Source organism: Malonomonas rubra DSM 5091, assembly GCF_900142125.1.
Lineage (GTDB): Bacteria > Desulfobacterota > Desulfuromonadia > Desulfuromonadales > Geopsychrobacteraceae > Malonomonas > Malonomonas rubra.
In genome coordinates this window covers 345,517-372,019 of record NZ_FQZT01000002.1, presented here as the reverse complement: position 1 = coordinate 372,019, position 26,503 = coordinate 345,517, and the positions used below count along the sequence as shown (strand labels likewise).

The following is a 26,503-nucleotide window of genomic DNA, read 5'->3' as shown; positions in this document are numbered from 1 at the left end:
TTTGGGAGCTGTTAAAACAATCATTTGATGTTTTGTCGCGATCTTGGCAGAATGCTGCGGATTGTTTTCTGTCGTAATGTAGGTTCTCTGGCCAATTCGGAAATGAGGGAAAATCATGGCGTACGGTAAAAAAGAAGGAATTCTCTATTTCGGCATCCCTTCGGGAAGCCTGAACGATCAAGTGATGCGGTTGCTGGAAAAGTCGGGTCGCCCGCTGAAAAAAGGGCGTCAGTACGAGCTGACCACCTCTTACGATCCTGATGTCGTCTTCCGCGTGCTCGATCGTAAGGAGATGCCGCAGAAGGTTGCCGACGGCATTGTCGATTGCGGTATCACCGGCAAGGACTACATCTTCGAGGCAGGAATGGAGGAGTCGGTCGAGGTTCTCGGCGACTTCATCTTTTCCAAGTACACCGCGCAGCCGTCGCGGCTGGTGCTGGCGTCCCGGCCGGAGCTCGGTATCGAGAAGCCGGAAGACTGCAAAGGCAAGATCATCGCCACCGAGCTGCCGAATTTGACTAAACGGCGGATGAAAGACCTCTACGGTATCGAAGATATCACCATCCTGCGCAGCGAAGGAAAGACTGAAGCCAAGGTCAACATGGGCGAGTGCGACGCCTTTACCGATATCACCGAGACCGGCGCGACTCTGAAGGCGAACGGCAACAATATCGTCGCTGAACTGTTCACCTCCAACCCGCAGCTGATCGCCAACAAGGATGCGATCAAAGATGCCGAGTTGCTGGAGAAGATGGAGGATATCCGCATCTGCATCGACGCCGTGCTGCAGGCCGAGCGCGAGCCGGTTTACATGGTGTTCATGGACGTTCCGACCAAGGTGCTCGATCAGGTCGAAAAGATGCTCCCTTCGGTGATCTCGCCGACGGTCAGCCCGGTTGTCGACGAGGCTTGGCGTAGTGTCGCCGTGGTTATCCGTGAAACCCAACTCAATATCCTCGCTCCGCAACTGCTGCGGCTTGGTGTCGACGGCATTGTTCCGGTTCCGGCGCCGAAAGTATTTACCCAGGATATGGTTAAAGCAAACAAGTTTTAGGAGATAAGATAATGGACAAGAAAATGCTCGAAGAAGGCAGCGATGTCTGCATCAATTTCGAAAAACGTGGTGGTTTCGTTCCCGCGATTGTGCAGGATGTTAAGGATGGTCGTGTCCTGATGCTGGCATACGTCAACCAGTTGGCTTACGAAACGACCTTGGAGAAAGGGATGGCCACTTTCTGGTCGACATCGCGCAACGAGCTCTGGACCAAGGGTGAGACGTCCGGCGACTTCCTGAAAATCGTCGAGATTCTCACAGACTGTGATCAGGATGCGTTGATCTACAAAGTCGAGCCACAGGGCGGTGGTGCCTGCCATACCAAGAGCCCGGAAACCGGCAAGACCCGTGAGACCTGCTTTTACCGCAAGGTCGACTTGGAAAGCAAAGATCTGAAATTTGTCTGATTTAAACATTTCAAGTTAAGAAAAGGGGCGGGGTCCGGTCGCGGATCCCGCCCCTTTTTTGTGCCTTCTGTGAGAATTCGGTTAATTCGTTTCAGCTGCCTTTACAGCTTGCCTGAGCTGGCTTATAAGGGCTGCGTGACCGATTTATTTTGTTTCTCAGGAGGATAATGATGAAATCTTTTCCAGCCCTTTTACTCTTTGTTTTTCTCGTCTCAGCATGTGCCAAGCCTTTTGATGCAACGACCTGCCTTGAGGATATCCCCGAAAAAGTGAGAGGTTTGCAGGTCCTGCAAGGTCCACGGACAGAGAATAGTATTATTGCTGATATGCGCCCTGCGGTTTGCAACGCTCAGGTCCTGTTCAACCAGATGCTGGAGCAGGGAGATGATCTCCCCGCCGGTGAGTTGCGTTACCGGGTCCAGGTTGAATATACCGGTGAAGCAGGTGTCGTTGAATTGCTTGACGACAGTATTGGCTCAAATCATCTGGCGACGGAGGTGCGTGATTTCATCATGGATTCCGATTTTGTCAACTGGAGCCGTCATGACGATGACGCCGTCTTTATTTATCCCATCAGGCTGCAGAGATATTAAAAAATAAACGTATACTCCATGCGGGGTTGCGAATGCTGAAACCTGCCGCTAGCATTGAGCAGTAGTCGTTGTTCAGTCGATGTGAAGAGGTCAGTATGTCTATGTTTCAGCGCGTCCTTCTGGTCGATACCGGAAGCGCATTTTACAAAACCATCAAATACCCTCTCGAGCGATATTTCGGACCGGTCGATCTTGGCATGCACATGATCGAGAAATACCGCAGCCTGAATTTTGGCGTCGGGGTTTTTGCCGGCTCTATTCTGCCGGGCTCCAACCGCCTGGTCGTGACCGGTTTTTCCCCCTGCTGGCAGGGCAATTACATCAGCTCCATGGGCGGAGCAGGCTTGGTGTTCGATAACCTCGGCATCAACATGCTCAGCCTCACGGGTAAGACTTCGCATCCTTCGGTGCTGATCCTCAACCGGAATCATGGTGAGGAGATCGAGGTCGAAATTGTCCCGGTCGATGCTGACGCTGTTTGGCAGTCGGGGCGTACTGGCGTCTATGCGTTGACTGACTGGGTGTACGATAAGTTCAAGGGCCGATATTCCAACGATCCCCGTGTTCTGGCTGTAGGACCAGCCGCGCAGGAAACCGATATGGGCGGCATCATGTCGGTGCCGATCGAAAACGGTGAAATCAGTTTTGTCGATACCTGGGCCGGCCGTGGTGGTTTCGGCAGCGCCATGTTGCAGGAGCACGGCATCGTCGCCATCATCTACGGTGGCACCCTGGTTGATGAAGATTTCCGCGATCACAAGGTGGCCGATGAATGGTTTCAGAATAAATACAATCTGCGCTTGTTGAAAAAGGATCTGGAAGTCACCAGCAAATATCGCTTCGATGAGAAGTTCAACACGGGAGGGACGCTGGGCGTTAATTATGCCTCGGTTGGCGGTAAGATCATGGCATTTAACTATCGCACCAATCTCTGGAGTGAAGAGCAGCGACTGGAATTGCACCAGAAATTCATCGTCGATCATTATCTGAAGCAGTTCAACGAAGAGACGATCGAAAAGAAGCAGCAGGCGACTTGCGGTGAACCCTGCGTTGCCGTCTGCAAAAAGATGAACGGTGAGTATAAAAAGGATTACGAACCCTACCAGACGATGGGGCCGCTCTGCGGCATTTTTGATCAGCGGGCAGCAGAGAAACTGAATCACCACTGTGATGCCATGGGCTTTGATGCAATCTCTGCTGGCGGTGTTCTCGCCTGGTTGATGGACCTGCTGGACGAAGGATTACTCACACCAGAAGAACTGACTGTTACCCGGCTGCCACGTTGGAAAATGGAAAATTTCGATGTGGTTGCCGATTCACTGCACAACGCAGACCTTGGCTGCGAACTGATCGATGTCATCCTGCAGCGTCGCGGCATCATCGATTTCAGCGAGGGGGTGCGCAAGTGGAGCCGGATTCATTCCCGCACAAAAGGCTTCGCTCTGCATGACCTCTTTGTCTATACCGCCCACAATCGGCGTGGCTGGATGGTGCCGAACCAGTACTGGGTCTCCGGTGTGCTGGTGCCGATGGCAATGATGGGCAAGTATTACATGATCTACAGTTACGATTTTATCCCGCCACGTACACTGGGGCGGATGTGCGCTGAACGGATGAAGAAAGAACTGCTGCTCGATAATCTTGGCACCTGTCGCTTCCACCGTGGCTGGGCGGAAGAGATGCTGCCGGAGATCGTTGGCTCTCTCTACAACAAAAAAGAGCGCTTCCTGCAACTGATCAACGTGCTGGCCGGTCGGATAAACAGTGGCAACAGTCCTGTGTTCTGGGAATCGGAAGCAAATATTGATTACCTGCATAGCTTCCTGCAACGTAAAAGGGATGTTGATGATCTCCAGGATCCACGTTTGCAGGAATGGTTGAATGCTTTCGCCGGCAACAAGTTCGAAGCCGCCCGCGAGTTCTGGTATCAGACCTTGATGGGAATCGATGAAAGTTTGCGCGAGCTTTTCTAACGTAAAAATAGCGAAAATAAAAAATGGGGAGATGGCACCTGCCATCTCCCCATTTTTTATTATAGTTCAGGCGGAATTTACTTCACACGAAGTGTGCGCAAAGCAAACTTGGAAACGTAAACCTTGCCGGTCATCGGGGCGTAGACGGTCAGTCCCGGCAGCTGAATCGTACGGCCATCCTTGATCATGTAGTCTTTGCTGATAGGCAGCTGAGCGCCTGCGAGCAGCAGAACCGGGTTGGCTTCATCGGTCATGTCGATGTTGTAGTTGTGGGTAACGCTGTCGAGGTCAACATAAAGATTGTCAGTGGTTTTGTCGAGGCTGACACCGATCGCATCGGCAGCAATTTTAGCCAGATCGGTGTTGTCGATCAGGCCGCGTGGTGCCGGGTAGCCGGTCATCCACAATGGAACGGTTTCTCCGTTGTGACCGTGAGTGGTCCAGCCGATGACCGTGTGGTTTTCGCTGATCACACGGGCCAACGCGTAGCTGAGGCCAACACTCGGAGCAAGCTGGTTGATTTCGGCAAGATCATCGTCGCTCAACGTGATGTTCCAGTTTTCTTTAACGCTGTCTTTCAGTGCCTGGTCGGAATCATCAGCCATCATGGCGACAACACCGTTAGCGGTGGTTTTCATGTTTTTAAGCGGTTCTACCAGGTCTTCGATTTTGGTTTCGGTGTAGCCGACTGCAGTGTTGTAGTGGCCGATCTTCATGCCGCCGGTGTTGTGGTCCGGGTACGCCATGACGATGGTCTCTTCGTCTTCCTCGGCGAAGTCGGTGGCCACTTTAACAGCGTCGTCGAAGGCGATGAAATCAGTGACCATGTAGATCGGGTCGTTGTTGTGACCGGCCCAGTCAACCTGGGACCCTTCCACCATGAGCAGAAAACCGTCTTCATCCTGAGAGAGAATTTCGATTGCTTTTTCGACCATTTCAGCCAGAGAGGGTTCGTGTGTGGCGAAGTACTGACGGTCCATGTCGGGTTGCATGTGGCTGTCGTCGAACATGCCCCAGACCTTGCCGGACGTGATCGACTCAAGCTGGTCTTTGCTGTCGACAAACTGGTAGCCACGCTCTTTAAGAACTTCCATCAGGTTCTCGCCATCGGTCCGTTTGCCGCTCCAGGTAGCGCCGAAACTGGTGGTGTAGCTTTCATCGGTCGGGATCAGATGGCGTGCGCCGCCACCGAAGACGACATCAACGTTGTTGTAAACCATGTGTTCCATGATTTCGTTATCCATGCCGCGGTCATGAATATGCACAGCAAAGGCAGCCGGAGTGGCGTGGGTCACGCGGCTGGTGGAGATGATGCCGGTCGCTTTGCCAGCACGCTGGGCGGCTTCGATGACGCTGGCGATCGGCGCATAGGGCGCTGCGGTCGGTTCCATGCCGGTCAGCAGGTCTTCAGTGCGAGGCCCAACGCCAAGGAAACGGACGGTGGTTTTGTGTCCGGTAGCGAAAGAGGTTGCCGCAGCAGCCGAACCGGGGATGACCGAGTTGGCCATGTGGACCTTGACTGTGCCGGGCAGCATCTGGTCAACGGCGAGGTCTTCGCCTTTGTACCAGCGGGCGACGGTCTGGACAGTTTCGTCACATCCGTCAGGAATCATAACGATAGCGTTTTTGACGTTTTTAAACTGGTGAAAGTCCTTCCAGTGATTCTTTTTGGCAAAACCATTGGTCGCTGCCAGCAGCAGACAGCCAGTGACGACCGCAACCCCGATAGATTTTTTCCATTTTTTCAGCACGATCTTCCTCCTTGTGAACGCGAAAAGATAGTCGGCAAAATTGCCGATGCCGAACTTATGCAGGAGAATCGTTTGCGGGACGTTAAAAAATGAAAAGGTTTGTTTGAGCGGATGCTGACTTGTTAAGTAGGTGAATCATACTCGCTTTGCAGATAAAATAATTTATGCTTTACATGGCTGGCCTGATCAATTATCTATATATGGAATTTTGAATGCAAGGAGAAGGTTGATGTCACTGTTCAATATGTTCAAGAAAAAACCGACCACAGAATTGACGCCCCCGCCACAGCCACTGCCTCAGCGCAACGATGACTGCTGGTGTGGTAGCGGGCTGAAGTATAAAAAGTGTCACGCCGACAAAGATCAGCAGACGCTCAAAGCGATCCGTAAGCAGGAAGAGAAAGCGAAGGCCGCCATGCGGCGCTCGCCGTTCCGCTGAGGACCGGACTGCTAGGCCCCGTGTGGGCTTGAAATCTGGATTAGAAATAGCAAGGCTCAACCAAAAACGGTTGAGCCTTTTTGCGTTATTCGTTACTCTGCAGAGCTAGTTTTTGTTTGAGGAGTAAGCAATGGAAGAAAGCCACGGACAACGTTTGCAGCCGCAGAATCTGGAAGCCGAAATGTCGGTTTTAGGCGGCATTATGCTGGAAAATGAGGCGCTCAACCGAGCGGTCGAGCACCTTCAGTCGGATGATTTTTACCGTGGCAGCCATCAGAAGATTTTCCAGGCGCTGATCCGGCTGTCGGAGCGCGGCGAACCGGCCGACCTGGTGACCCTGTCGGCAGAGCTAAAAGCCAAGGGCGATCTGGAGGATGTCGGTGGCACGACCTACCTGGCGACTTTGGTCGATTATGTCCCGACCGCGGCCAACATCGGTTATTACTGCAAACTGGTGAAAGAAAAATCGATCGCCCGCAAGCTGATCACTGCTTCCACCGAAATTGCCACCAGCGGTTACGAGGGCGGCGACATGGATATGATCCTCGATCAGGCAGAAAAAGCAATCTTCGAAATTTCCGAGAACCGCAGCAGTCCATCCTACGCGGCGGTCAAAGACATCCTTAAAGATACCTTCAAGACGATTGAAAAACTGTACGAGCGTCAGGAACTGGTTACCGGTGTGCCTACTGGTTATACCGACCTGGACAAGATGACGGCGGGGATGCAGGCAGGCGACCTGATTATTATCGCCGGTCGTCCGTCGATGGGTAAAACGGCCTTTGCGCTGAACGTGGTCGAGTACGCCACGACCCACGCCAGCAACAAGGTGCCGGCCGTGGTTTTCTCGCTGGAGATGAGCAAAGAGTCGCTGGTGCAACGGATGCTCTGCTCGGTAGCCAAGGTTGATGCCGGCCGCCTGCGGACCGGTCATCTGGGCGACTCCGACTGGCCGAAGCTGACCATGGGTGCCGGCCAGTTGAGCGAAGCGGCCTTTTTCATCGACGATACGCCGGCAATTTCGGTGCTGGAGTTACGCTCGAAAGCCCGTCGCTTGAAGGCGGAGCATGGACTCGGCCTGATCGTTGTTGACTACCTGCAGTTGATGCGTGGCAGCAGCACGGAAAACCGGCAACAGGAGATTTCGGAAATCTCCCGTTCGTTGAAAGCCCTGGCAAAAGAGCTTGATGTTCCGGTTGTTGCCCTGTCGCAGTTGAACCGTTCGTTGGAGAGCCGGACCGACCGGCGGCCGATGATGTCTGACTTGCGGGAGTCGGGTGCGATCGAGCAGGATGCCGACGTCATCATGTTCGTTTATCGCGAGTCTGTCTATTGCGATGCCTGTAAAAAGCGGGATGGTTCCTGCGACAAAGATCACGACAAGGACGCTGAAATTATCATCGGCAAGCAGCGTAACGGGCCGATCGGTACTGTTCGGTTGACCTTCCGTGGCGAGTTTACCCGTTTCGAGAATCAGTCTCGGCGCGACGACGATTATTGACGTCGGGAAAATTTCCATCGACGTCAGCGCCCTTGCACTTCCTTTGCTGCCAACCCTGGATTGACGTTGCCTTATGAATCTGCCTCTGCTCAAAATTCTGGTTATTGAAGGTGACAGCGAACTGCTGGAACAGATCAGCCAGAATATGGCCCGGGCCGTTTTTAACTTTGAACGGACCGATATATCCATTGAAATCAGTAAAGCCGAGACTGTCACCTCGGCGATCCGGCAGATTGAAAACGACCCGGATATTCAGGTGGTTGTCTTAAGCTGGGATATTAATGGGTTCTGCGAGGGTATTAACGGCAAGGATGCGAAGGCACGTTGCCGCAACGTGGATATTATTTCCGCGATCAAGGCGATTCGCATCACGGTGCCGATTTATGTTCTCGGCAATGAGAAACAGGGGCTGAATATCATCGATGAATCGATCGATATCGAGTCTTTCTTCTTCCGTGATGACATTATTCTCGATCCCGAGTCGATTCTCGGTTATATCCTGAATGATTTCGATGACCGTTCGCAGGCGCCGTTCTGGAAAGCCTATAAAAATTACATCACCGAAACCAACGATTCATGGCACACGCCGGGCCACTGCGGTGGCCTGAGTTTCAGAAACTCGCCCTATATCAACGATTTTTACAATTTTTACGGGCGCAACGTGTTCGTCGGCGACCTCTCGGTGTCGGTCGACTCGCTCGGTTCGCTGGCGGAAGGCACGAATGCCATCGGCAAAGCGCAGGAAGCTGCGGCCTACACCTTCGAGGTGACGAAAACCTATTTTGTCACCAACGGTTCCAGTACCTCGAACAAGGTCATCCTGCAGACCCTGCTGCGCGCCGGGAACAAGGTGATTGTCGACCGGAACTGCCATAAGTCGGTGCATTACGGTATTGTCCAGTCGGGCGCCGAACCGGTCTACCTGAGCAGCGTGCTGCATCCCGACTACGGCATCTTCGCTCCGCCAACACTCGAAGAGATCAGGGAAGCCATAGACGCCCACCCTGATACAAAGCTGATTGTTCTGACTGGCTGTACCTACGAGGGCCTGCTGATGGACATCCGCGCAGTCGTCGACATGGCGCACGCCAAGGGGATCAAGGTTTTCATCGACGAAGCCTGGTTCGCCTATTCGCTGTTCCATCCGACGTTCCGCTACTATTCGGCGATCGATTCGGGGGCTGACTACATTACGCATTCGGCGCACAAGGTTGTCTCCGCGTTTTCGCAAGCCAGTTATATCCACGTCAACGATCCTGATTTTGATGCCGATTTTTTCCACGAAATTTTCAGCATGTATGTCAGTACCTCGCCGAAGTACCAGATTATCGCTTCGCTTGATGTCTGTCACAAACAACTGGAAATGGAGGGTTACGGGCTGCTGAAAGATCTGCTGGAGCAGGTTGCTGAACTGAAAGAGCAGATGAAAAGCTTCCGCCATATCAGAATCCTCGACATTGAGGATTTCCGCGAGGCTTTTCCTCATTTCAAACAGGATAATGTCGGCCACGACCCGCTGAAAATTCTGATCGATGTGTCAAGGCTCGACTATTCGACCAACGAGATTCACCGCTATCTGCTGGATGAAATCGGGCTTGAAATCGAAAAATATACCCACTCAACTATGCTCGTTCTGCTGACGCTGGGAGGCACCAGGTCAAAGGTCATCCGTCTTTACAATGCCCTGAAAAAACTGGATCAGAAAAAGGCCTCGATTCCGATCTCCAAAAATAGGAAAAAGAAACTGGAAGGTTTGCCGAAAATTACTTTGACCTGCACGCCGGCAAAAGCATTCTACGGTGAGAGGGAAAGCCTCAGTTACGAATGTGCCATTGGCCGTACTTCAGCGGGGCTGGTCACGCCTTACCCGCCAGGGATTCCGCTGCTACTGCCGGGGCAGGCGGTGGAAGAGGGTGCTATCGCTTATTTAAGAAGCCTGCTTTCGCAAAATGTTCATGTACAAGGGATTTACGACGGCGAAATTTACGTTGTAAAGGAAACCTGAAATCTGTTTTTTGCAGATCATCAGGCTTCCTTTTGCACCATCAGGCTTTGCGGCAGGCGACCACCAGCTTCTTGTTTGCCTTGTGCAATGGTGATTGCTCAACAACCTGCAAGCCGACTTTTTCCAACAGCCACCAGAGCTGTTTGCGGGTGAAGAGCTGTTTGTGACAGTAAGGCTTGGGCGAGTAGAGCTTGTTCAGCAGTAATGGTCGGGTCCCGAAGCTGAATTGATAGGACCATTCACTGCTGCGATAAAACAGCGAGTCGCGTGAGGGCGTGTCGAGGAACAGGTAGCCACCCGGTTTCAGTAGCTTGACGGCGGCCTGAACGGTTTCAAGCGGAAAATTAACATGTTCCAGCGTGTCCCAAATGGTGACGACGTCAAAATATTCCGCGTAATTCTCCTGCCAGTAGGTATCATCGGCCAGCTCTGGCCGCAATTCCAGTTGAAATTTCTCCTGGGCAAACTCGCGAAAGATCTGCTGCGGCTCAATGGCGCTGACATCTGCGCCTGCCTGTTTTAAAAGAAATGCGAACATGCCGACACCGGTGCCGATGTCGAGGCAGCGCTTTTCGTTTAGATCGATGTGGCTGCTGACAAACTTCAAGTCGACTTCCAGCTGTTGGCGGTTTTGCGGCAGTTTGCTTTCAATGAAGCTGCGATGCTTGTCGCTTATTGCCTTGTCCGGGTAGTCTGTCGGGAATGTGTCCAGAGCGTCGATAAAGTGAAAATCGCACTGCGAGCAGGCGTACAAGGTCATCCCTTTGAGCTTGTATTTAGGCTCGGCGGTGTTTTTTCCGCAGAGTTTACAGCGGTTGAAGTCGTACATGTCGTTAGCTTCCCCGTTTAACATCGATCTCTAACGTTTTGATCTTTTTGCGCAGGGTGTTGCGGTTAATGCCGAGGATTTCCGCCGTACGCACCTGGTTGCCGCGGGTCTGCTGCAGGATGATATTGATCAGCGGCCGCTCGACCTGGTGCAGCACCATCTCGTAAAGGTTGTCCAGTTCCTGCAGGTCCATCTGCGCCAGCGAGTTTTCCAGCTTGCGGGCGACCAGTCCCTCGAGGGATTCATCCTGATTTTTGCCGCTCTGGTTGCTCAGGAGTCCAGGGAAATCGGACGGCATCAGGATGTGGTTGGGCGAGAGCAGGGTGGCACGTTTGATAACGTTTTCCAGTTCGCGCACGTTGCCCGGCCAGTTGTGGCGCTTGAGCAGGCTCAAGGCTTCCTTGCTGCACTCGATGGCACTGACGCCGAGCTCCTCCTGTGAACGCTTGAGGAAGAATTCGACCAGTGATGGAATGTCATCCTTGCGCTGGTTCAGCGCCGGTAGGCTGATCGGTACGACGTTGAGGCGGTAATAGAGGTCTTCGCGGAATTTTTTCTCTTCCACCAGTTCGGCGATGTTCTGGTTGGTCGCTGCAACGATGCGGACATCAATCTGCATGGTCTGGCTGCCGCCGGTGCGGGTGATCTCTTTCTCTTGCAGAACCCGTAGCAGTTTGGCTTGCAGTTCCAGCGGCATGTCGCCGATTTCGTCGAGAAAAAGGGTGCCGCCGTTGGCCTGTTCGAACTTGCCCGCCTTGCGGTCGGTGGCACCGGTAAAGGCACCGCGCTCGTGGCCGAACAGTTCGTTCTCCAAAAGCTCACGCGGAATGGCGGCGCAGTTGATGGCGACGAAGGGCTTGCCGAGACGTTGACTGTTGAAGTGAATGGCGCGGGCGATCAGTTCTTTACCAGTACCGCTTTCGCCAGTGACCAACACGGTGACGTCGGAGTTGGCGACCCGGCCGAGGGTTTTGTAGACCTCCTGCATTGGCTGGCTGTTGCCGATGATACTGCGGCCAAAGCTGTACTGCTCCTGCAACTCTTCTTTCAGGTGCCCGATCTGGTCGCTGACCTCTGCCGCTTTCTGCGCTTTCAGGATGATGGCGTCGAGGGCATCCAGATCGAACGGCTTGGTCAGGTAGTCGTAGGCCCCGTTTTTCATCGCCATGACAGCATTTTCCATGGTCGACTCCGCGGTCATGATAACGACCAGCGTTTCCGGGAACTCTTCCTGGACCTGTTTCAGCAGGTCAAGCCCCTGTATCCCCGGCATTTTTATATCAAGAACTGCCAGGTCATAGCCGTTGCTGCGGAACATGCTGAGAGCCTGTTTGCCGTCTTCAGCCAGATCGACACTGAAGCCTTTCTTTTTCAGCGCCCGGGAGAGAACCCAGCGGATGCTTTCTTCGTCGTCAGCGACCAGTATGCGTTTTATAGCCATTGTTTATCCTTCAGTATTTTCCGCGTTGGGAGTGCGGTAACTGCTCAGCAGCGGCAGGGAAACTTTAACCGAGGTTCCACCCTCGGCCCTGTTCTCAAATTGCAGGAAACCACCGTGATCGGTCACGATCTTCTGGCAAATCGGCAGGCCGAGGCCGCTGCCGCCTTCCTTGGTGGTGTAAAAGGGAGTAAAAATCTGGTCCAGCTTCTTTTGTGGAATGCCGGGCCCGTTATCGTTGATGCTGATCAGCACCATCGGAGTCGGTTTAGCTCCGGGAAAGCTCATGTGATACTCAGAATCGATGCGACTCTCGATGGTGATCCGTTCTCCGTTCGGTGAAGCCTCTCCGGCGTTTTTGATCAGGTTGAGAAAAAGCCGCACCAGCAGGTCGCGATCACCGCTGATTGCCGGGATACTGGGATCAAGTCGCAGCTTGAAGCTGATGTCACGGTCAGCAACAGCCTGTTTCTGCAACATGACGATTTCATCCAGAACCTGGCTGATGTTGACGCTTCCGGTTTCCGCTTTGCGCGGACGTGAGAGGTCAAGCAGTTCCTCGATGATGCGGTTGACCCGTTCTGTTTCCCGGATCATGAGCTCGGTATATTCCTGCAGCTCGTTGTCGTTGCCCAGCTCCATTTGCAGCAGTTGAGCCGCGCCTTTGATACCGCCGAGGGGGTTTTTGATCTCATGGGCCAGTCCGGCGGCCATAGTCCCGACCATCGATAGACGATCAGCGCGTTTGAGGGTTTCCTCCAAGGTGCGGACCTGGGTCAGGTCACGCAGGATGATGACAGCTCCCTGCTGTTTACCATCGTTAGCGAAAATGGGGGAAACCGTGGTGCTGACCGGACGTGGTTTGGTGCCGGGCATGCGCAGAACAACGGCCTCGTGGTCAGAGATCGAGCGGCCTTCATCGAGGGTGATGCGGGCCAGTTTGCAGAGGATCTTCTGATGGCCGAAACGCTCGAAAAAAAGCTTGCCGAGGCATTGCTTTTCCGACATGCCGATATAGTTCTGAGCCGCCGGGTTGAAAAGGTTGATCACCCCCTGTTGATCGAGGGCGATGACCGCGTCCTCGATATTCTCCAGAATCATCGCGTATTCACGTTGTGAGGGGTGTTGCTTGCTGCTCATCCGTTATCAGCCTCGTGATAAAAGTTTTCCACCTGAGCGATTAGTTGCTCAAGGCTGGTGGCTTTCTGTAGTTCACCGCGGAATTTTCCAGCGCCGGTCAGACCGCGGGCGTACCAGCAGAGGTGCTTGCGCATCTCGAATAGTGTCTTTCGGTCACCGAATTGTTCGCGGTGCCATTGTAGATGACGCATGGCGACGTTGAGCTTTTCCTGCGCCGTGACATCGCTTTTTTTCTGTCCGCTCAGTAGAGCCAGAATGTCGCGGATCAGCCAAGGATTGCCGTAGCCGCCGCGACCGATCATGATGGCATCGCAGCCTGTTTCCTGCAGCATGCAGATTCCGTCGTCCGCTGAAAAAATATCGCCACTGCCGATCACCGGAATTTTCACTGTCCGTTTCAAGACAGTAATCTGTTGCCAGTCTGCTTTGCCGCCAAAGGCTTGGCTGCGGGTACGTGGGTGCAGCGTGATTGCATCGGCCCCTTCGTTTTCGATGATTTTGCCGACCTCGATAAAGTTGATGTTGTCGAGGTCCCAGCCAGAACGTATTTTAACCGTCAGTGGCCCATCGTATTCGGCCCGTACTGCACGGACAATTTTCCCGATCCTTACCGGTTCTTTCAGTAGAGCGCTTCCGGCGCCACTGCGGATGACTTTTTTAACCGGGCAGCCCATGTTGATGTCGAGCAGTGTGCACTCGCCAGCGATCATCCGGGTTGCTTCAGCGAGGACCTGTGGATCGTCGCCGAACAGCTGGACTCCCAGCGGTGCCTCTTCCGGGCAGCTGACCAGCAGCTCACGCGTCTTGCGACCATCACGGATCAAGCCGTTGGCGCTAACCATTTCAGTATAAACCAGAGCTGCGCCAAAGTCTTTCATGACACGACGGTAGGGAAGGGAGGTGATTCCCGCCATCGGTGCTAGAATTATTGGGTTTTCCAGTTGCAGGGAACGAATTAGAGGGTGAGTAATTTGCATAATATTTAGGCATTTTAGCGAAGCTGCAATTTAAATCAAGAGAAAAGAAGAGATGGTTTTGACTTTCATTAAGTTTGAATGAATTGAATACTGTATACAAAATACGCTTGACAAGGTTGGGGTGAGTTGCTAGAACAATATTTGGAATTTTAGGCGAGAGAATGTGCTTTTGAACGCACCTTGTTGTCGCTTGGAATTCTGCCATGAAAACTGCATGACGAAACCGTTCGGGCGGGCGATTTCAGGCAGTTATTAATTGTTTTTCCGCGATGCGGACCTTTTCCTTTTACTTGCCCGTTGGGCACTCGAAAACTGTTTTTCAACCCACAAAGGAGAGAGAGTATGTCGACACTGAAAGAAACCCTGTTTAAGAAAATCCAGGAGCATCGTCCTCGCACCACCAAGCTGGTCAAAGAGTGCGCCGATGTTAAATTGGGTGATGTTACTGTTGGTCAGGCTATCGGCGGCGCCCGTGGCGTTCGTTGCCTGGTCACCGATATTTCCTACCTCGATCCGATGGAAGGTATCCGTTTCCGCGGTATGACTATTCCTGAGACCTTCGCTGCTCTGCCGAAGGTTCCTGGTAGCGAATATCCTTACGTTGAGGGCTTCTGGTACCTGCTGCTGACCGGCGATGTTCCGACCATGGAGCAGACCTTGGAAGTTGTTGAAGACTGGAAGCAGCGCTCTGCTGTTCCTGAGTACGTCATCGACGTTCTGCGCGCTCTGCCGCGTGATTCCCACCCGATGGCAATGTTCTCCGCAGCTATCGTTGCTATGCAGCGTGAGTCCGTTTTCGCCAGCAACTACGCAGCTGGTAAATTCAACAAGATGACCTGCTGGGAAGACATGTACGAGGATGCCAACACCCTGATGGCTCGCCTCGGTCCCATCGGTGCTTACATCTACCGCATGAAGTACAAAGGCGACACCCACATCGCTCCTGATCCGGAACTGGACATGGGCGGTCAGTTCGCTCACATGATCGGTCAGTCGGATGAGTACAAAGACGTTGCACGTATGTACTTCATCCTGCACTCCGACCATGAGTCCGGTAACGTTTCTGCTCACACCACTCACCTGGTAGCTTCCGCTCTGTCCGATGCTTACTATGCATACTCTGCTGGTATCAACGGTCTGGCCGGTCCTCTGCACGGTCTGGCAAACGAGGAAGTTCTCCGTTGGACCCAGAACTTCATGCAGAAACTGGGCGGCGAAGTACCTACCGAAGAAGGTCTGAAAGAAGCTCTCTGGGCAACCCTGAACAGCGGTCAGGTTATCCCGGGTTACGGCCACGCTGTTCTGCGTAAGACTGACCCGCGTTACACCTCGCAGCGCGAGTTCTGCATGAACACCCCGGGCCTCAAAGACTACCCGCTGTTCCAGCTGGTTAAGATGATCTTTGAAGTTGCTCCTGGCGTTCTCACTGAGCATGGTAAAGCTAAGAACCCATGGCCAAACGTTGACGCACAGTCCGGCGTTATCCAGTGGTACTACGGCGTTACCGAGTACGAGTACTACACCGTTCTGTTCGGTATCGGTCGTGCACTCGGCTGCCTCGCAAACATCACTTGGGACCGTGCTCTTGGCTACGGTATCGAGCGTCCGAAGTCTCTCACCACCGCTATGCTGGAAGAGGCTGCAGGCATCGCCTAAGCAGAATTTATATAGCTGTTATTCAATGGGAGACCCTTGCGGGTCTCCCATTTTTTTTTGTATCGAACCTTTTGCTTTCGATCGCGCAGGTTTATAATCCATGCAAAGATTTGGTTATTCTGTGCAAAAATGATTAAGTAAGGAGCCTGAAAATGCACAAAGTGAAATTATTGATGTCTTTTTTTGTCCTGCTAGCAACGTTGACGGCCTGCGCGACCAATACCACCCATGAGAACACCAAGAAAGGTGCTGGAATCGGAGCCTTGGTTGGCGCTGTTTCAGGGGCGATCATCGGTTATCAGAATGATCACTCCGGCGGTGCCTTGCGTGGTGCACTGATTGGTGGTGCGGCCGGTGGAGCAATCGGAGCCGGCGCTGGTGCCTACATGGACAAGCAGCAGACCGAGTTTGAGCAGCAACTGGCAAACGAGCGAGCGCAGCATCAGATCGAGATCGAGCGGCAGCAGAATGAGATTCTGAAGCTGACTATGAGCAGCGAGGTTTCCTTCGACTACGATTCGGCGGTCATCAAATCCTCCTTTTACTCTCCTTTGGATAAAATTGCCGACATTATGAATCGCTATCCACAAACTCAGATTGTGGTAGCCGGTCATACCGACAGTAAAGGCTCTGAAGAATATAACTTGCAGCTTTCTTTGCGGCGGGCGAACGCTGTAGCCGACTATCTGATGGCACGCAACGTTGATCGTTACCGGTTGGGAACAGAGGGGCGAGGTGAGCTGGAACCTATCGCCAGTAACGATACGGCAGCAGGGAGAGCGCAGAACCGCCGAGTCGAAATTTTTGTCGTACCGAATCAAACTATTCAGTAGATTGTTGTTGCTGAAAGACAGCAGGCGGCTTCTCTGAAGCCGCCTGTTTTGTTAAAGCTGGAATTCGAAGACTGCGTCGTTCGTTGCGCTTGGCGCGACGGTTTTTTCATGCAGCTTTACCTGCCCCTGGTGACTGATAAGCAGCACGCTGGAGCTGCGCGTGCCATAGCCGTGCTCTGGGGCAGAAATACAGGTCGCAGAAAGAAGCCTCTCCCACTCCAGAGAGACACCTGTTTGCGGCAAAGTTTCATCATCGGCGATATCTTTTGCAGCAAGGATCTGCAGCAGGTTGCTGGTCGACAATTCATCCGCTTTCAACTGCTCTGCAAGTTTCTGCTTTCCCTTTGCAACCTTCGGCCAAGGCGTGTCGAGTTGTGCGTTGCTCAAGCCGTAAAGGCCTGGCGACAACTCGCGAAAACTAGTGCGATTGGACTGGTAGTAGAGTGAGTCGCCGCTGCCGAACAGCAGATTAAATCCCTGGTACCTGTTTTGATTTTCCAGCAGGATGTCGGCAAAGTCCTTAGCTGTGGCAGCTTGAGTCAGGTAGTTGTAGGGGAGAAGGCCACGAGACAGAGAGTTGTTTGTCGAAAATTCCGGTTCGCGGATATTGGTTACTGCCGCAAAGTGGCCTTTCCGGGTAACTCCCATCCAGGTGCCACCAGCCTCTAAATCTTTTCCCGCCAGTAACTCCGGGTGTTCGTCCCACCAATGCGCTGATCGTGTTGGTCGCTGGTAGAATTCATCTCGATTGGCTGCAACCACAAGAGGGTATCGGGGATGATATTTATAGGCGAAAAGAATCAGGCACATTGCTTAACCTGCAAGAATAAAAAAGGAGCCGATTTTCGGCTCCTTGAAAAGATTTCTATTTTTTTTCTTTTTCTTTGCGTGTCGCGTAAACCAGGAGTTTCTGGTCGGTGTATGTTTCCACCTCTCCGGCAAAGGATTCGATCTTGAAATAATCGTGGACCTTTTGCGGAGCATCCATGAAATATCTGTTCAGTTGCTGGATTTCTTTACGATTCAGGCCAGCGCGCTTGGCCCAATCCTGAAAATCATGCGTTTTGGGGATGACTTTTGTCTCTTGCAGGATCAACTCCGCATCCAGAATCATCTGGGCCCAATCGGCTTCACTGAAAGCGCGGATATGGGTCGGGTCACGCATCTGCTCCATTGTCTGGTAGAAATCTGCAATCTCAGGGTCGGCCGGTAGCAGGGTGTCGATAATGACCATGCGCCCACCGCGACGAAGAACACGGTGAAATTCTTTCAGCGCACGGGGAACGTCGGGGAAATGGTGCGGGGCGATGCGGCATGTCAACAGGGTGAACGACCCTGCCGGAAAAGGGAGATCTTCGGCATCCGCTTCGCGGAAGACAACGTTGTCGACGCCGCCTTCTTCAGCCAGATGCTCCTGGGCTTTTTTCAGCATCTGCATGGTCAGGTCCGATGCAACCACTTGACGAACCAGCGGGGCAAAGAACAGGGCTGTATGTCCGCCGCCGCAAGCAACGTCGAGCAGGTTGTCGTCCTGTGTTGGCTTCAGCAGCCGGGCCGCTTCCTCAAGGTCCTTGCCGCCAGAAAAGCGCGCTGCCTGCACATAGGCCATAGCCGTTTTTCCGAACTGTTCACGGACCCGATTCTTGAACTTTTTGTCCATTCAGATACCTCCCGAATAACTCCAGCAGTATAGCATCGAAATTCAAAAAGTCTTGGTGATATTTGAGCTTTATAGAGTTTTTAGCGCGCGCTAAGAAAAATATTTGCAGGGGCGTCAGCTTTTAATCGATTTTGCCAAGGAGAATGAGCTTATTCTGCCTCTACATCCCGCTGCTCGGCAAGTTGCTGTTCTCGCTGATGCAGTTCATCCATCAGTAGATGAAGTTCTTTCATCATCTCGGCGGGAAAGTCGTCAAGCTCTTCGAGTTGGCTGTTGAGTCTTTTTGCCGTTGTCAGTATGCTTCGCACCTCTTTAAGCGGATCAATCTCTGGCGGATTGTGCATGTGGGCGACTTCGCGGAATTGTTTCTGCACAGTGGGATAGCTGCGTTCCTGATCGATGATCGATTCGCGCAACTGGCTGTACTCATCTTCAGTAAAGCCCTGTTCCTCTTTGGCTTGGCGCAGCAGGTCGATTGCACGATAATCGGGCAGCGGTTGCAGACGGCGTTCGGCACTGATCAGCTCCGGTTCTTCCTGCTCCAGGTAGCGATAGGCCATTGTCAGCTTGCGCGCGGTTTCTTTGCGGATGCGGATTTCACGTGAGCAGTAATCATCGAAAGACTCGTACCCCCAACCCTGAAATTCCGCCTGATTTTTCACCTTGATCAGCTGTTCGCCAAGTTCGACCCAGGATGATTTAAATTGCCGGGCCGTTGCCAGTACCTGGTAGCGCGGCGAACTCGGGTCAAGTTCACGCATAAGCTGTTCGATGATCAGTTCACTTTTGGTTTTTGCCGCTTCACGCATAATGATTTCTCCCGCAAAAAAAATATCGCCGGAAGATAACACAGCTTACGGCAGACATGAACCGGGAGTTTTGGCTGGACATGATCTCTGGCTGCGGTAATATTCAGCAACTTTTGGGGAGGCCGTATGAAAAACTGCAAAGTCGGGCCGGATACGGTGCGCATGCTCGAGCTGGGACATCCCTGGGTGATCGCAGATCGTTTCACTAAACAGTGGCCGCAGGGCCAGGCGGGAGAGCTGATTGCCCTGGTTGACGAGAAAAATCGGCATCTGGCGACAGCGCTGTATGATCCGAAGGATCGCATCGTTGCACGTGTGCTCGGAAAAAATCTGAACAGGCTGGATTCTGCCTGGTTCGAAGCCAGATTCCGGCAGGCCGAGCTACTGCGCGAGCAAGCTTTACTGGAAGAGACCAACGCCTACCGGTTAGTCAACGGAGAAGGGGACGGTTTGCCCGGGTTAACCGTTGATCGTTACGCTGATTACCTGATGGTACAGCTCTACAGCGCTGCCTGGGATGCTCACTTGCCCGCACTTAGCAAGGCCTTGCAGCAGGTTTATCAGCCCAACGGAATTTATCGCAAATTACGTCCACAAGAAACCAGACAGCTCGAAGCGAAGAGAAAAAGCAAGCAATACAGCAAGGTGATTGCTGGAGGGGCTGCCCCCGTACCGCTGCTGGTGCAGGAGAATGGGCTCGATTACCATGTCGACCTGCGTGAAGGTTTGAACACCGGATTGTTCCCGGATCAGCGCCGCAACCGTCGTGAGTTGATGACTCGCTCTGCCGGCAAAAGGGTCCTCAACCTGTTTGCTTTCACCGGAGCTTTTTCAGTGGCCGCAGCAGCTGCAGGAGCAAGGCAGGTCACCAGCGTCGATGTGTCGCAAAAGTATCTGGATATTGCTCGGGAGAATTTTTCCATTAACCGGCTCAATCCGAAAAAACACCAGTTCATCGTCGGCGATGTTTTTTCCGAGCTGGCAAAAATGCGCGATCAGAGCCGTAAATTCGACATCATCCTGTTTGATCCGCCTTCCTTTTCCACCACCAAAAAAAGTCGCTTTTCCACCCACGGTGGAACCTCGAAGCTGGTGGCAGAAACTCTGCCGCTGCTTGAGCCCGGGGGGATGTTGATGAGCTCCTCCAATCACCAGAAGGTCTCGATGGATGATTACCTGAAAGAATTGAGGCGCGGCGCACTGCAGGTTGGAGGGGATCTGCGGACAATTTTTACCAGCGGTCAGCCGGAGGATTTTCCCTGCCCGGTGACCTTTCCCGAAGGGCGCTATCTGAAATTTGTCATCAGCGTGAAAATCTAAAAAAGACTTTTTTTAAGTGATACGTTTTTTGGTTAAGACTGTTTCTTGGATTAGCGCATACTCTGGCCGATTGTGGTCACCCCTTGTGAACTCATCCCACTGGAGTGGTGACTTACAGGAAACGCCCCCTATGGAGAATCCATAGGGGGCGTCTGAGCATAACTTGTTTGGAAAAGACAGTCTGATGGATGATCGACTCAGGCAATCTGGACAAACGCCTTCTTTTTGGCTCCACAAATCGGACACTGTTCCGGTGCTGAACCCAGTTCGATATAGCCACAGACCGGACAGAGATAAAAGTCGCTGACATCCAGGTCTTTCCCTGCTTTAACGGCCTCAAGGGCTTTGCTGTAAATCTGCGCATGGACCTCTTCTGCGTCCACGGCAAACTTGAACATCGTTTTCGCTTTGTGGTTATCGTTGAGCGCCTGATCCAGCATGGGTGGGTACATTTCCTCGTACTCGTAGGTTTCACCATCAATTGCAGACTGAAGATTGTCCGCAGTGGTCGCAATCAAATCCAGCGCTTTGAGATGGCCCTCAGCGTGAATACGCTCTGCCTCTGCCGTCGTCCGGAACAGTTTGGCAATGTTGGTAAAACCGTCTTTTTCAGCCTGCTTGGCAAAGGCTTGATACTTCTGGTTGGCCTGGCTCTCACCGGCGAAAGCTTCTTTCAAATGTTCATTTGTTGTTGCCATTGCGACCTCCTTAAATGTTAGTTAATGACATTCAGTTTCCCGTTTTGAAAACCAGCTTGCCCCCCAGGTGGCCGGCCAGGCCGACAGCACCCACGAGACCAAGCGTTAGCAGCAGGTAAATAACCATTGGCATCCCCCCGGCAGAAAAGATATCGGGATCAATCATTCGCCAAAAGACAAGGAAGCATAACAGAATGACGCTGACAATGGAGGCAGCGATTTTCATTTTGAAGATAGACGTCAGTGCTCCCCGATATTTGTGTTTCCAGGTGACATAGCCGGTGAACAACACAGCCGGCATACTCAGCAGAGTAAAAATAAAGCTGTAAAAAGCAGCCTGGTCAAGGCTCTGCACACTAAAAACGGCAGCAATTAGCAGGAATATAAAAGCCATGGGGATAATCCCGTTAGGCGCATGCACCGTAATGGGGTGGAGATGAAACTTCAGGGTTGTCTCTGACAGGAGGCTCTGCACAGCTTGTTCTGTCGATTCAGCAAACGACGGTTCTGCACCAACTGTCTGCGCTACTGAAACGGGATTCTCGGATGACTCTGTAATTTCAACAAAGGCACTACTCTCCGCTCCACAGACCGGGCATGTGTCCGGCGGAGCTTCCCCTTCATGGATATAGTCGCAAATCGTACATTTCCACTTTCTCATATTCTCGTCCTTACTGGTTTGTTTCATAAAAATAGCTACTGTGAGCTTAACGTCTATCACAGACTGAATAATTATCAATTTATTTACTTATCGAGCAAGCCATAGAGGGGCGAGAGCGATTTTTAAGATTTCAGTGTCCTACTATTCGGCAATAGAATCCCTCAATCAGGTTTTCCCTATTTGGCAACAACAGGTGAGCCTTAAAAATGCTACCCTGTAAGACATATTCTCCGCCTGTATCAGGCTATTTTTAGTTTTGGGCGAGACGGAAGGAGCTTTCTCCAGCAGGCAAGCTTTGACAATAGAAGGGGTGGCAACTTGAACCAACTGAAGAGTGATCTTGTCGTTGTTGGCAATGGCATCGTCGGTGCTGCGACGGCGTTGAGGATAAAGCAGGACTTTCCACACTTGTCGGTTTTGATGATCGATAAGGAACAGTCGTGTGCGACTCATCAAACTGGGCATAATTCCGGGGTGGTTCATGCCGGAGTCTATTATCAGCCGGGGAGCCTGAAAGCCGATTTTTGCAAGCGAGGAGCAATGCTCACCAAGAGCTTTTGCCTGCAAAACAACATCCCCTTTGTGCAATGCGGCAAACTCCTGGTCGCAACCAACGAACTTGAGCTGACGCGCATGGAAGCATTGGCACAACGCTGTCATGAAAACGGGATCACCACCGTAGCACTTTCTGAGCAGGAGCTTAAAGCAAAGGAATCTAAGGTCAGCGGACTGGGAGCTTTGCACGTTCCAGCTACGGCGATTACTGATTTTCCAAAAATTACCGAGACAATGGTCGCGCATTTCTGTGCTCTTGGTGGTCAAAACCTTTTCGGTGCCGAAATCACGCAAATCAAAGAAGACGGGCAGTCAGTAAGAATCAATACTGGCCAGCACCTTGTCGAAACGTCCGCTCTTGTCGTGTGCGCCGGACTTATGGCCGACCGCTTGGTTCGCATGATGGGAGTCGCATGTGATTTCCAAATTATTCCTTTCCGTGGAGAATACTACCGCTTGGCAGCCGATCTGAATGATGTCGTCAAACATCTGATTTACCCGATTCCAGACCCCGACCTGCCATTTCTTGGGGTGCATCTGACACCGATGGTCAACGGCACTGTTACCGTCGGGCCAAACGCTGTGCTTGGCTGGAAGAGGGAAGGATACAGTACGGTGAACTTCAATATAAAGGATGTTGCGGAGATGCTCTCATTCCCTGGGTTCTGGAAAGTGCTCCAGAATAATTTTGCGACTGGGCTTAAGGAAATGTCTGATTCACTCTTGCTCTCTGGCTACCTGAAGCGGGTACAAAAGTATTGTCCTTCGATCAAGGCGACAGACCTAAAACCCTATCCTGCCGGGATCAGAGCCCAGGCTGTCCTCTCTGACGGAAGCCTTGTCCATGATTTTCTCTTCAAAGAAACAGAACGCTCTCTGCATGTATGCAATGCGCCGTCCCCCGCAGCAACTTCAGCGATGCCAATCGGTGAATATTTAGCAGCGAAAGCGGCTGAGAAGTTTAGGCTTTAACTGCCTTTATAGACATTCTCACATGGGGGGCAAGGCAGCCTGCTGCAATCATCATGATTGACGGTTTTCACGCAATAATTGGTGGCTAGCTTGAAATCATAATTAGCAATTAGCTGCTCACATAAATTTCTGGCGGTAAAAATAAAGTGGAATTGACTTGCGTCATATCTTTATTGGCGACCCGAATGTAGCCTTCGATACATCACGCAGTATCAAGTTTCTATTCGAGATTGTCATTTATCGCAAGGAGTCGTCAGTATGAGCAATTGTGGATGTGGACATGTCGTTGGTTCGGGCCCCTATGCCGAAGGCAGGGAGTTGGTCGTGTTTGTCGCCCAGGCGCATGGCGGTTCTCTCAGGGAGCGGTCGATTCCCAATGGCGGTCTGGAGGTGTTTTGTGGCGGCTGCAGTGCCCCCTTTGTGCTGACAACTTTTGTCGGGCGTTGCCCGATCTGTGAAGGGGTGCATGCAGTCTCGCCACCGCGGGCTGACGACCCGGTCAATGTTCAGTTTGCTGGTGAAGGATTCGTTCTGGCTGAGCTGTGAAAAATACCTTTGACTTGAAACGCTGCCGATCTCATACATATCATTGATGAAACAGAAAAACGCCCCGTAATCTGCCGGGGCGTTTTGTCGTTTAATTTTTTCTCTTTGCGTGTTCCCGTCGTGGGAACCGGTCTCGGATCAGCTCATAACTTGATCCGCTATTATATTCCTATTCAGTTTGATGGCACTTCCCCTAACTGGCCTGGTGGATCAGAGACTGGCATAACGTCTTCCTCCTTGCTGTTTGAGGTAAACAAATTATAACAGATAAATCGCTCTCTGCAGAAGGGTGAGGTAAAATAATTTATAACGCGCCATTTCGGCTAGATATGAATTTCCGAATATATGTTTTTTTGTGAGTGCAATATATGACTTGTTTTGTTATGATTCGCTATCGTTTAACCTGAAAATCAATTTCATGTCGGACAAAGAGGTCATCATGACAGGTAAAAAGCTTTTGTTGCGAGCGCTGAAAGATAAAGGCGTCAAGTATGTTTTCGGCTATACCGGCGGTGCAATTATGCCGGTGTTTGATGAGATGGACAAGCTGGGGGGCTTCAACTTTGTCATGTCACGTCATGAGCAAGGGGCAGCTTTTATGTCTCAAGGGCTGTCGCGGGCCTCGCGTTCAAATAAAGTTCCGCAGATCGGGGTTTGCATGTCAACTTCCGGGCCAGGAGCGATGAACCTGGTCACGGGGGTGGCGGATGCCTACATGGATTCGGTGCCGATTCTGGCGGTGACGGGGCAGGTCGCCACCGGCGTGATCGCAACGGATGCCTTTCAGGAAAGTGACGTTGTTGGTGTCATGATGCCGATCAGTAAGCAGACCTATATGCCGCTTGATGCCAGTGACGTCGAAAGTACCGTCCACGAAGCCATTTATGTCGCCACTACCGGTCGGGGTGGCCCTGTCGTTCTCGACATCCCGAAAGATGTGCAGAACCAGCAGGTGCCGGACGAGTATAGGTTCGACGCCGAAAGCTATCGACCGGCATTGCCCGGATTCTTTTATCATCCGACCCCGGCGCGCGAACCCTTGCAGCAGGCGGTCGATCTCATCAATCGCAGTGAACGACCGGTTATGTTCTGTGGTCATGGCGTTATCAACAGTAATGCCGGAAAGCTATTATTGCAGTTTGCTGAAAAGGTGAATATTCCGATTGCCTCGACCATGCATGGACTCTCGGCAATCCCGGCAGATCATCCGCTCCATCTCGGTATGATGGGAATGCATGGCACTGTCGAAGCGAACCGGGCGATTATGGAAGCGGACTTGTTGATTTCCTTCGGCATGCGCTTTGATGACCGCGTCACCGGCAAGTTGAACGAGTACGCGCAGAATGCCGACGTGATTCATGTCGAGATAGATGCCTCCGAGATCAACAAAAATGTTGGCACCACAGTGGCAATCAACGCCGATGTCTACCGGACCCTGCACGTTCTGGCCGGCGACCCGATGCTCACTTACAAACCGCGCCGCCGCTGGCTGGACAAGATTGAGGGTTACCGCCAGGTGATGGCAGAGGATTTGCGTCAGGAGATCGAAACCGGTGTCGGTGCTGATGGAAAACTGCTGATGAAGGCGATTGTCAGCAGGCTGTCCGATCTGACAGAAGGCAAAGACCTGATCGTGCCAGATGTTGGCCAGCACCAGATGATGGCGTCCCGTTTCTATAATTTTCAGACCGAAAACAGCTGGTTCTCCTCCGGCGGCGCCGGGACCATGGGGGCCTCGTTGCCGATGGCAATCGGTGTCAAATTGGCACGCCCGGATGAGCGGGTCTGGTCGATTAGTGGTGACGGTGGTTTCCAGATGAACGCTCAGGAATTGGGTACCATCATGGAGCAGCAGCTCGATGTCAAGATTCTTATCCTCAACAACGGATATCTCGGCATGGTGCGCCAGTGGCAAACCCTTTTCTTTGACGGTCGCTATGCCGGGACGCCGATGCAGAGTCCGGATTTCGGCCTGATTGCAAAGGCTTACGGCCTTCCGTATCGCAAGGTTGAAAAACTGGAAGATGTTAAGCCTGCACTGCAGCAGGCGATCGATCATCAAGGCGCGATCGTGCTTGAATTTATCTGCGATCCGGGTGAAGTCATTTTGCCGATGATTCCTGCCGGTGGCGGCTTCGACGACATGATCGTGAAGCACCCGGGGCAAGAACCCGCAGAGAATGCAGTGGAAGAAGGAGGGCAGTCATGAAACGTCGCGCAATCCTGGCCTTTATGCTCAATCGTCCCGGTGTTCTCAACAAGGTTTCGATGCTGATCCGCAAGAAAATGTACAACGTCGATACTCTGACTGTCTGTTCTGCCTGTAAACCGGGAATCAGCCGGATGACCATCACGCTGAAAGAAGATGACGATGCCAAGGTTCAGCAGGTGATCAGGCAGCTGGAGAAGTTCACCGAGGTCGTTTCGGTCAAAGAATTGGATACCGACCATAGCTACTGGCGAGAAGTGGCCGTGGTGAAAATGGAAGTACCTGCAAAGCATCTGGAGGGATTTCATGGTCGTTACAATTTTGAAGTACTCGAGCAGAAAAGTGCGGATATCCATATCCTGCAAGTCGCAGGATCGACCCGGCGGATCGATGCTTTCCTCGAAGAAGTCGGGCAGGAGCATATCATTGAAATTGCCCGAACAGGGGTGACCGCTTTAGAAAAGTAGGGAGCAGGTT

The 26,503-nt window shown here is 52.3% G+C and carries 24 protein-coding genes; 14 read left to right on the top strand and 10 right to left on the bottom strand.

Annotated features, from left to right (window positions below; all coding sequences use genetic code 11):
• Positions 1-115: 115 nt before the first annotated feature.
• From hisG to BUB13_RS04510, 4 genes are all read left to right on the top strand, one after another.
• Complete coding sequence (gene hisG / locus BUB13_RS04525; protein WP_072905997.1) at positions 116-1,054, top strand: ATP phosphoribosyltransferase; 939 nt, start codon at positions 116-118, stop codon at positions 1,052-1,054.
• A gap of 11 nt (positions 1,055-1,065) precedes the next feature.
• Entirely contained in the window at positions 1,066-1,461 is a 396-nt protein-coding gene (hisI, locus tag BUB13_RS04520; protein WP_072905995.1) for a phosphoribosyl-AMP cyclohydrolase, read from the top strand.
• A 170-nt stretch (positions 1,462-1,631) separates the two neighbouring features.
• Entirely contained in the window at positions 1,632-2,054 is a 423-nt protein-coding gene (locus BUB13_RS04515) for a hypothetical protein (protein WP_072905993.1), read from the top strand.
• A gap of 95 nt (positions 2,055-2,149) precedes the next feature.
• Positions 2,150-4,027: an aldehyde ferredoxin oxidoreductase C-terminal domain-containing protein gene (locus BUB13_RS04510; RefSeq protein ID WP_072905991.1), complete on the top strand. Its 1,878-nt coding sequence runs from the start codon at positions 2,150-2,152 to the stop codon at positions 4,025-4,027.
• 77 nt (positions 4,028-4,104) lie between these two features.
• Here BUB13_RS04510 and BUB13_RS04505 read toward each other — a convergent pair whose 3' ends face one another.
• Positions 4,105-5,778, bottom strand: coding sequence for an alkaline phosphatase (locus tag BUB13_RS04505; RefSeq protein ID WP_084091741.1), 1,674 nt, complete (start codon positions 5,776-5,778; stop codon positions 4,105-4,107).
• Positions 5,779-6,007: 229 nt separating this feature from the next.
• Here BUB13_RS04505 and BUB13_RS18505 point away from each other — a divergent pair, with 229 nt between their 5' ends.
• The 3 genes from BUB13_RS18505 (at position 6,008) to BUB13_RS04490 (ending at position 9,723) form a co-directional block, all read left to right on the top strand.
• Positions 6,008-6,217 carry an SEC-C metal-binding domain-containing protein gene (locus BUB13_RS18505; RefSeq protein WP_208610121.1) on the top strand — a complete coding sequence of 70 codons (210 nt, stop codon included), beginning with the start codon at positions 6,008-6,010 and terminating at the stop codon, positions 6,215-6,217.
• A gap of 130 nt (positions 6,218-6,347) precedes the next feature.
• The gene (gene dnaB, locus BUB13_RS04495) at positions 6,348-7,718 is read left to right on the top strand and encodes a replicative DNA helicase (RefSeq protein ID WP_072905989.1); all 1,371 of its coding nucleotides are present in this window, start codon (positions 6,348-6,350) and stop codon (positions 7,716-7,718) included.
• Between the two features lie 73 nt (positions 7,719-7,791).
• The gene (locus BUB13_RS04490; RefSeq protein WP_072905987.1) at positions 7,792-9,723 is read left to right on the top strand and encodes an aminotransferase class V-fold PLP-dependent enzyme; all 1,932 of its coding nucleotides are present in this window, start codon (positions 7,792-7,794) and stop codon (positions 9,721-9,723) included.
• A 40-nt stretch (positions 9,724-9,763) separates the two neighbouring features.
• On the opposite strand, the gene BUB13_RS04485 is transcribed toward BUB13_RS04490, so the two are convergent.
• Genes BUB13_RS04485 through dusB form a run of 4 tightly spaced genes read right to left on the bottom strand, consistent with a single transcriptional unit; the run spans position 9,764 to position 14,107 of the window.
• Positions 9,764-10,576 (bottom strand): class I SAM-dependent methyltransferase, encoded by an 813-nt coding sequence (locus tag BUB13_RS04485; RefSeq protein WP_084091739.1) that lies wholly within the window; start codon positions 10,574-10,576, stop codon positions 9,764-9,766.
• Positions 10,557-11,993, bottom strand: coding sequence for a nitrogen regulation protein NR(I) (gene ntrC / locus BUB13_RS04480; protein WP_072905983.1), 1,437 nt, complete (start codon positions 11,991-11,993; stop codon positions 10,557-10,559). The genes BUB13_RS04485 and ntrC overlap by 20 nt, the downstream gene beginning before the upstream one ends.
• Before the next feature lie 3 nt (positions 11,994-11,996).
• The gene (locus BUB13_RS04475) at positions 11,997-13,130 is read right to left on the bottom strand and encodes a two-component system sensor histidine kinase NtrB (RefSeq protein ID WP_072905982.1); all 1,134 of its coding nucleotides are present in this window, start codon (positions 13,128-13,130) and stop codon (positions 11,997-11,999) included.
• Positions 13,127-14,107 carry a tRNA dihydrouridine synthase DusB gene (dusB, locus tag BUB13_RS04470; RefSeq protein ID WP_072905981.1) on the bottom strand — a complete coding sequence of 327 codons (981 nt, stop codon included), beginning with the start codon at positions 14,105-14,107 and terminating at the stop codon, positions 13,127-13,129. Before dusB ends, BUB13_RS04475 begins: the two co-directional genes overlap by 4 nt.
• Positions 14,108-14,449: 342 nt before the next feature.
• Here dusB and BUB13_RS04465 point away from each other — a divergent pair, with 342 nt between their 5' ends.
• Both BUB13_RS04465 and BUB13_RS04460 read left to right on the top strand, forming a co-directional pair.
• A complete protein-coding gene (locus tag BUB13_RS04465) occupies positions 14,450-15,763 on the top strand; it encodes a citrate (Si)-synthase (RefSeq protein WP_072905980.1) in 1,314 nt (437 codons plus the stop codon).
• A 152-nt stretch (positions 15,764-15,915) separates the two neighbouring features.
• Positions 15,916-16,596 (top strand): YiaD family glycine zipper/OmpA-like lipoprotein, encoded by a 681-nt coding sequence (locus BUB13_RS04460; RefSeq protein ID WP_139249308.1) that lies wholly within the window; start codon positions 15,916-15,918, stop codon positions 16,594-16,596.
• Positions 16,597-16,647: 51 nt separating this feature from the next.
• Here BUB13_RS04460 and BUB13_RS04455 read toward each other — a convergent pair whose 3' ends face one another.
• The 3 genes from BUB13_RS04455 to BUB13_RS04445 all read right to left on the bottom strand — a co-directional run bounded on the left by BUB13_RS04455 (position 16,648) and on the right by BUB13_RS04445 (position 19,065).
• Positions 16,648-17,406 carry an NRDE family protein gene (locus tag BUB13_RS04455; RefSeq protein ID WP_072905979.1) on the bottom strand — a complete coding sequence of 253 codons (759 nt, stop codon included), beginning with the start codon at positions 17,404-17,406 and terminating at the stop codon, positions 16,648-16,650.
• 55 nt (positions 17,407-17,461) lie between these two features.
• Entirely contained in the window at positions 17,462-18,256 is a 795-nt protein-coding gene (locus tag BUB13_RS04450) for a methyltransferase domain-containing protein (protein WP_072905978.1), read from the bottom strand.
• A gap of 149 nt (positions 18,257-18,405) precedes the next feature.
• Positions 18,406-19,065 carry a hypothetical protein gene (locus BUB13_RS04445; RefSeq protein ID WP_072905977.1) on the bottom strand — a complete coding sequence of 220 codons (660 nt, stop codon included), beginning with the start codon at positions 19,063-19,065 and terminating at the stop codon, positions 18,406-18,408.
• Positions 19,066-19,191: 126 nt separating this feature from the next.
• On the opposite strand from BUB13_RS04445, the gene BUB13_RS04440 reads away from it, so the two are divergent.
• Entirely contained in the window at positions 19,192-20,385 is a 1,194-nt protein-coding gene (locus BUB13_RS04440; RefSeq protein WP_072905976.1) for a class I SAM-dependent rRNA methyltransferase, read from the top strand.
• A gap of 197 nt (positions 20,386-20,582) precedes the next feature.
• Here the strand turns inward: BUB13_RS04440 and BUB13_RS04435 are convergent, their stop codons facing one another.
• Both BUB13_RS04435 and BUB13_RS19230 read right to left on the bottom strand, forming a co-directional pair.
• The gene (locus BUB13_RS04435) at positions 20,583-21,083 is read right to left on the bottom strand and encodes a rubrerythrin family protein (RefSeq protein ID WP_072905975.1); all 501 of its coding nucleotides are present in this window, start codon (positions 21,081-21,083) and stop codon (positions 20,583-20,585) included.
• Positions 21,084-21,114: 31 nt separating this feature from the next.
• The gene (locus BUB13_RS19230; protein ID WP_072906225.1) at positions 21,115-21,744 is read right to left on the bottom strand and encodes a rubredoxin-like domain-containing protein; all 630 of its coding nucleotides are present in this window, start codon (positions 21,742-21,744) and stop codon (positions 21,115-21,117) included.
• Positions 21,745-22,071: 327 nt separating this feature from the next.
• Between BUB13_RS19230 and lhgO the strand changes: the two genes are divergently transcribed.
• The 4 genes from lhgO to ilvN all read left to right on the top strand — a co-directional run bounded on the left by lhgO (position 22,072) and on the right by ilvN (position 26,493).
• Positions 22,072-23,271: an L-2-hydroxyglutarate oxidase gene (gene lhgO / locus BUB13_RS04425; RefSeq protein WP_072906223.1), complete on the top strand. Its 1,200-nt coding sequence runs from the start codon at positions 22,072-22,074 to the stop codon at positions 23,269-23,271.
• A gap of 258 nt (positions 23,272-23,529) precedes the next feature.
• Complete coding sequence (locus tag BUB13_RS04420) at positions 23,530-23,817, top strand: hypothetical protein (protein WP_072905974.1); 288 nt, start codon at positions 23,530-23,532, stop codon at positions 23,815-23,817.
• A gap of 439 nt (positions 23,818-24,256) precedes the next feature.
• Positions 24,257-26,026 carry a biosynthetic-type acetolactate synthase large subunit gene (ilvB, locus tag BUB13_RS04415; RefSeq protein WP_161947623.1) on the top strand — a complete coding sequence of 590 codons (1,770 nt, stop codon included), beginning with the start codon at positions 24,257-24,259 and terminating at the stop codon, positions 26,024-26,026.
• Entirely contained in the window at positions 26,023-26,493 is a 471-nt protein-coding gene (gene ilvN / locus BUB13_RS04410; RefSeq protein ID WP_072905973.1) for an acetolactate synthase small subunit, read from the top strand. The genes ilvB and ilvN overlap by 4 nt, the downstream gene beginning before the upstream one ends.
• Positions 26,494-26,503 lie beyond the last annotated feature (10 nt).

Excerpts from the sequence above, each read along its gene's own strand:
- BUB13_RS04420 (WP_072905974.1), top strand. The coding sequence starts at position 23,530 with ATGAGCAATTGTGGATGTGGACATGTCGTTGGTTCGGGCCCCTATGCC.
- BUB13_RS04445 (WP_072905977.1), bottom strand. The coding sequence starts at position 19,065 with ATGCGTGAAGCGGCAAAAACCAAAAGTGAACTGATCATCGAACAGCTT.
- hisI (WP_072905995.1), top strand. The coding sequence starts at position 1,066 with ATGGACAAGAAAATGCTCGAAGAAGGCAGCGATGTCTGCATCAATTTC.
- BUB13_RS04485 (WP_084091739.1), bottom strand. The coding sequence starts at position 10,576 with ATGTTAAACGGGGAAGCTAACGACATGTACGACTTCAACCGCTGTAAA.
- BUB13_RS04475 (WP_072905982.1), bottom strand. The coding sequence starts at position 13,130 with ATGAGCAGCAAGCAACACCCCTCACAACGTGAATACGCGATGATTCTG.
- BUB13_RS04440 (WP_072905976.1), top strand. The coding sequence starts at position 19,192 with ATGAAAAACTGCAAAGTCGGGCCGGATACGGTGCGCATGCTCGAGCTG.
- BUB13_RS04510 (WP_072905991.1), top strand. The coding sequence starts at position 2,150 with ATGTCTATGTTTCAGCGCGTCCTTCTGGTCGATACCGGAAGCGCATTT.
- ilvB (WP_161947623.1), top strand. The coding sequence starts at position 24,257 with ATGACAGGTAAAAAGCTTTTGTTGCGAGCGCTGAAAGATAAAGGCGTC.
- dnaB (WP_072905989.1), top strand. The coding sequence starts at position 6,348 with ATGGAAGAAAGCCACGGACAACGTTTGCAGCCGCAGAATCTGGAAGCC.
- hisG (WP_072905997.1), top strand. The coding sequence starts at position 116 with ATGGCGTACGGTAAAAAAGAAGGAATTCTCTATTTCGGCATCCCTTCG.
- BUB13_RS04515 (WP_072905993.1), top strand. The coding sequence starts at position 1,632 with ATGAAATCTTTTCCAGCCCTTTTACTCTTTGTTTTTCTCGTCTCAGCA.
- BUB13_RS04465 (WP_072905980.1), top strand. The coding sequence starts at position 14,450 with ATGTCGACACTGAAAGAAACCCTGTTTAAGAAAATCCAGGAGCATCGT.
- BUB13_RS18505 (WP_208610121.1), top strand. The coding sequence starts at position 6,008 with ATGTCACTGTTCAATATGTTCAAGAAAAAACCGACCACAGAATTGACG.
- BUB13_RS19230 (WP_072906225.1), bottom strand. The coding sequence starts at position 21,744 with ATGAGAAAGTGGAAATGTACGATTTGCGACTATATCCATGAAGGGGAA.
- BUB13_RS04460 (WP_139249308.1), top strand. The coding sequence starts at position 15,916 with ATGCACAAAGTGAAATTATTGATGTCTTTTTTTGTCCTGCTAGCAACG.
- BUB13_RS04435 (WP_072905975.1), bottom strand. The coding sequence starts at position 21,083 with ATGGCAACAACAAATGAACATTTGAAAGAAGCTTTCGCCGGTGAGAGC.
- ntrC (WP_072905983.1), bottom strand. The coding sequence starts at position 11,993 with ATGGCTATAAAACGCATACTGGTCGCTGACGACGAAGAAAGCATCCGC.
- BUB13_RS04455 (WP_072905979.1), bottom strand. The coding sequence starts at position 17,406 with ATGTGCCTGATTCTTTTCGCCTATAAATATCATCCCCGATACCCTCTT.
- BUB13_RS04450 (WP_072905978.1), bottom strand. The coding sequence starts at position 18,256 with ATGGACAAAAAGTTCAAGAATCGGGTCCGTGAACAGTTCGGAAAAACG.
- BUB13_RS04490 (WP_072905987.1), top strand. The coding sequence starts at position 7,792 with ATGAATCTGCCTCTGCTCAAAATTCTGGTTATTGAAGGTGACAGCGAA.
- dusB (WP_072905981.1), bottom strand. The coding sequence starts at position 14,107 with ATGCAAATTACTCACCCTCTAATTCGTTCCCTGCAACTGGAAAACCCA.
- ilvN (WP_072905973.1), top strand. The coding sequence starts at position 26,023 with ATGAAACGTCGCGCAATCCTGGCCTTTATGCTCAATCGTCCCGGTGTT.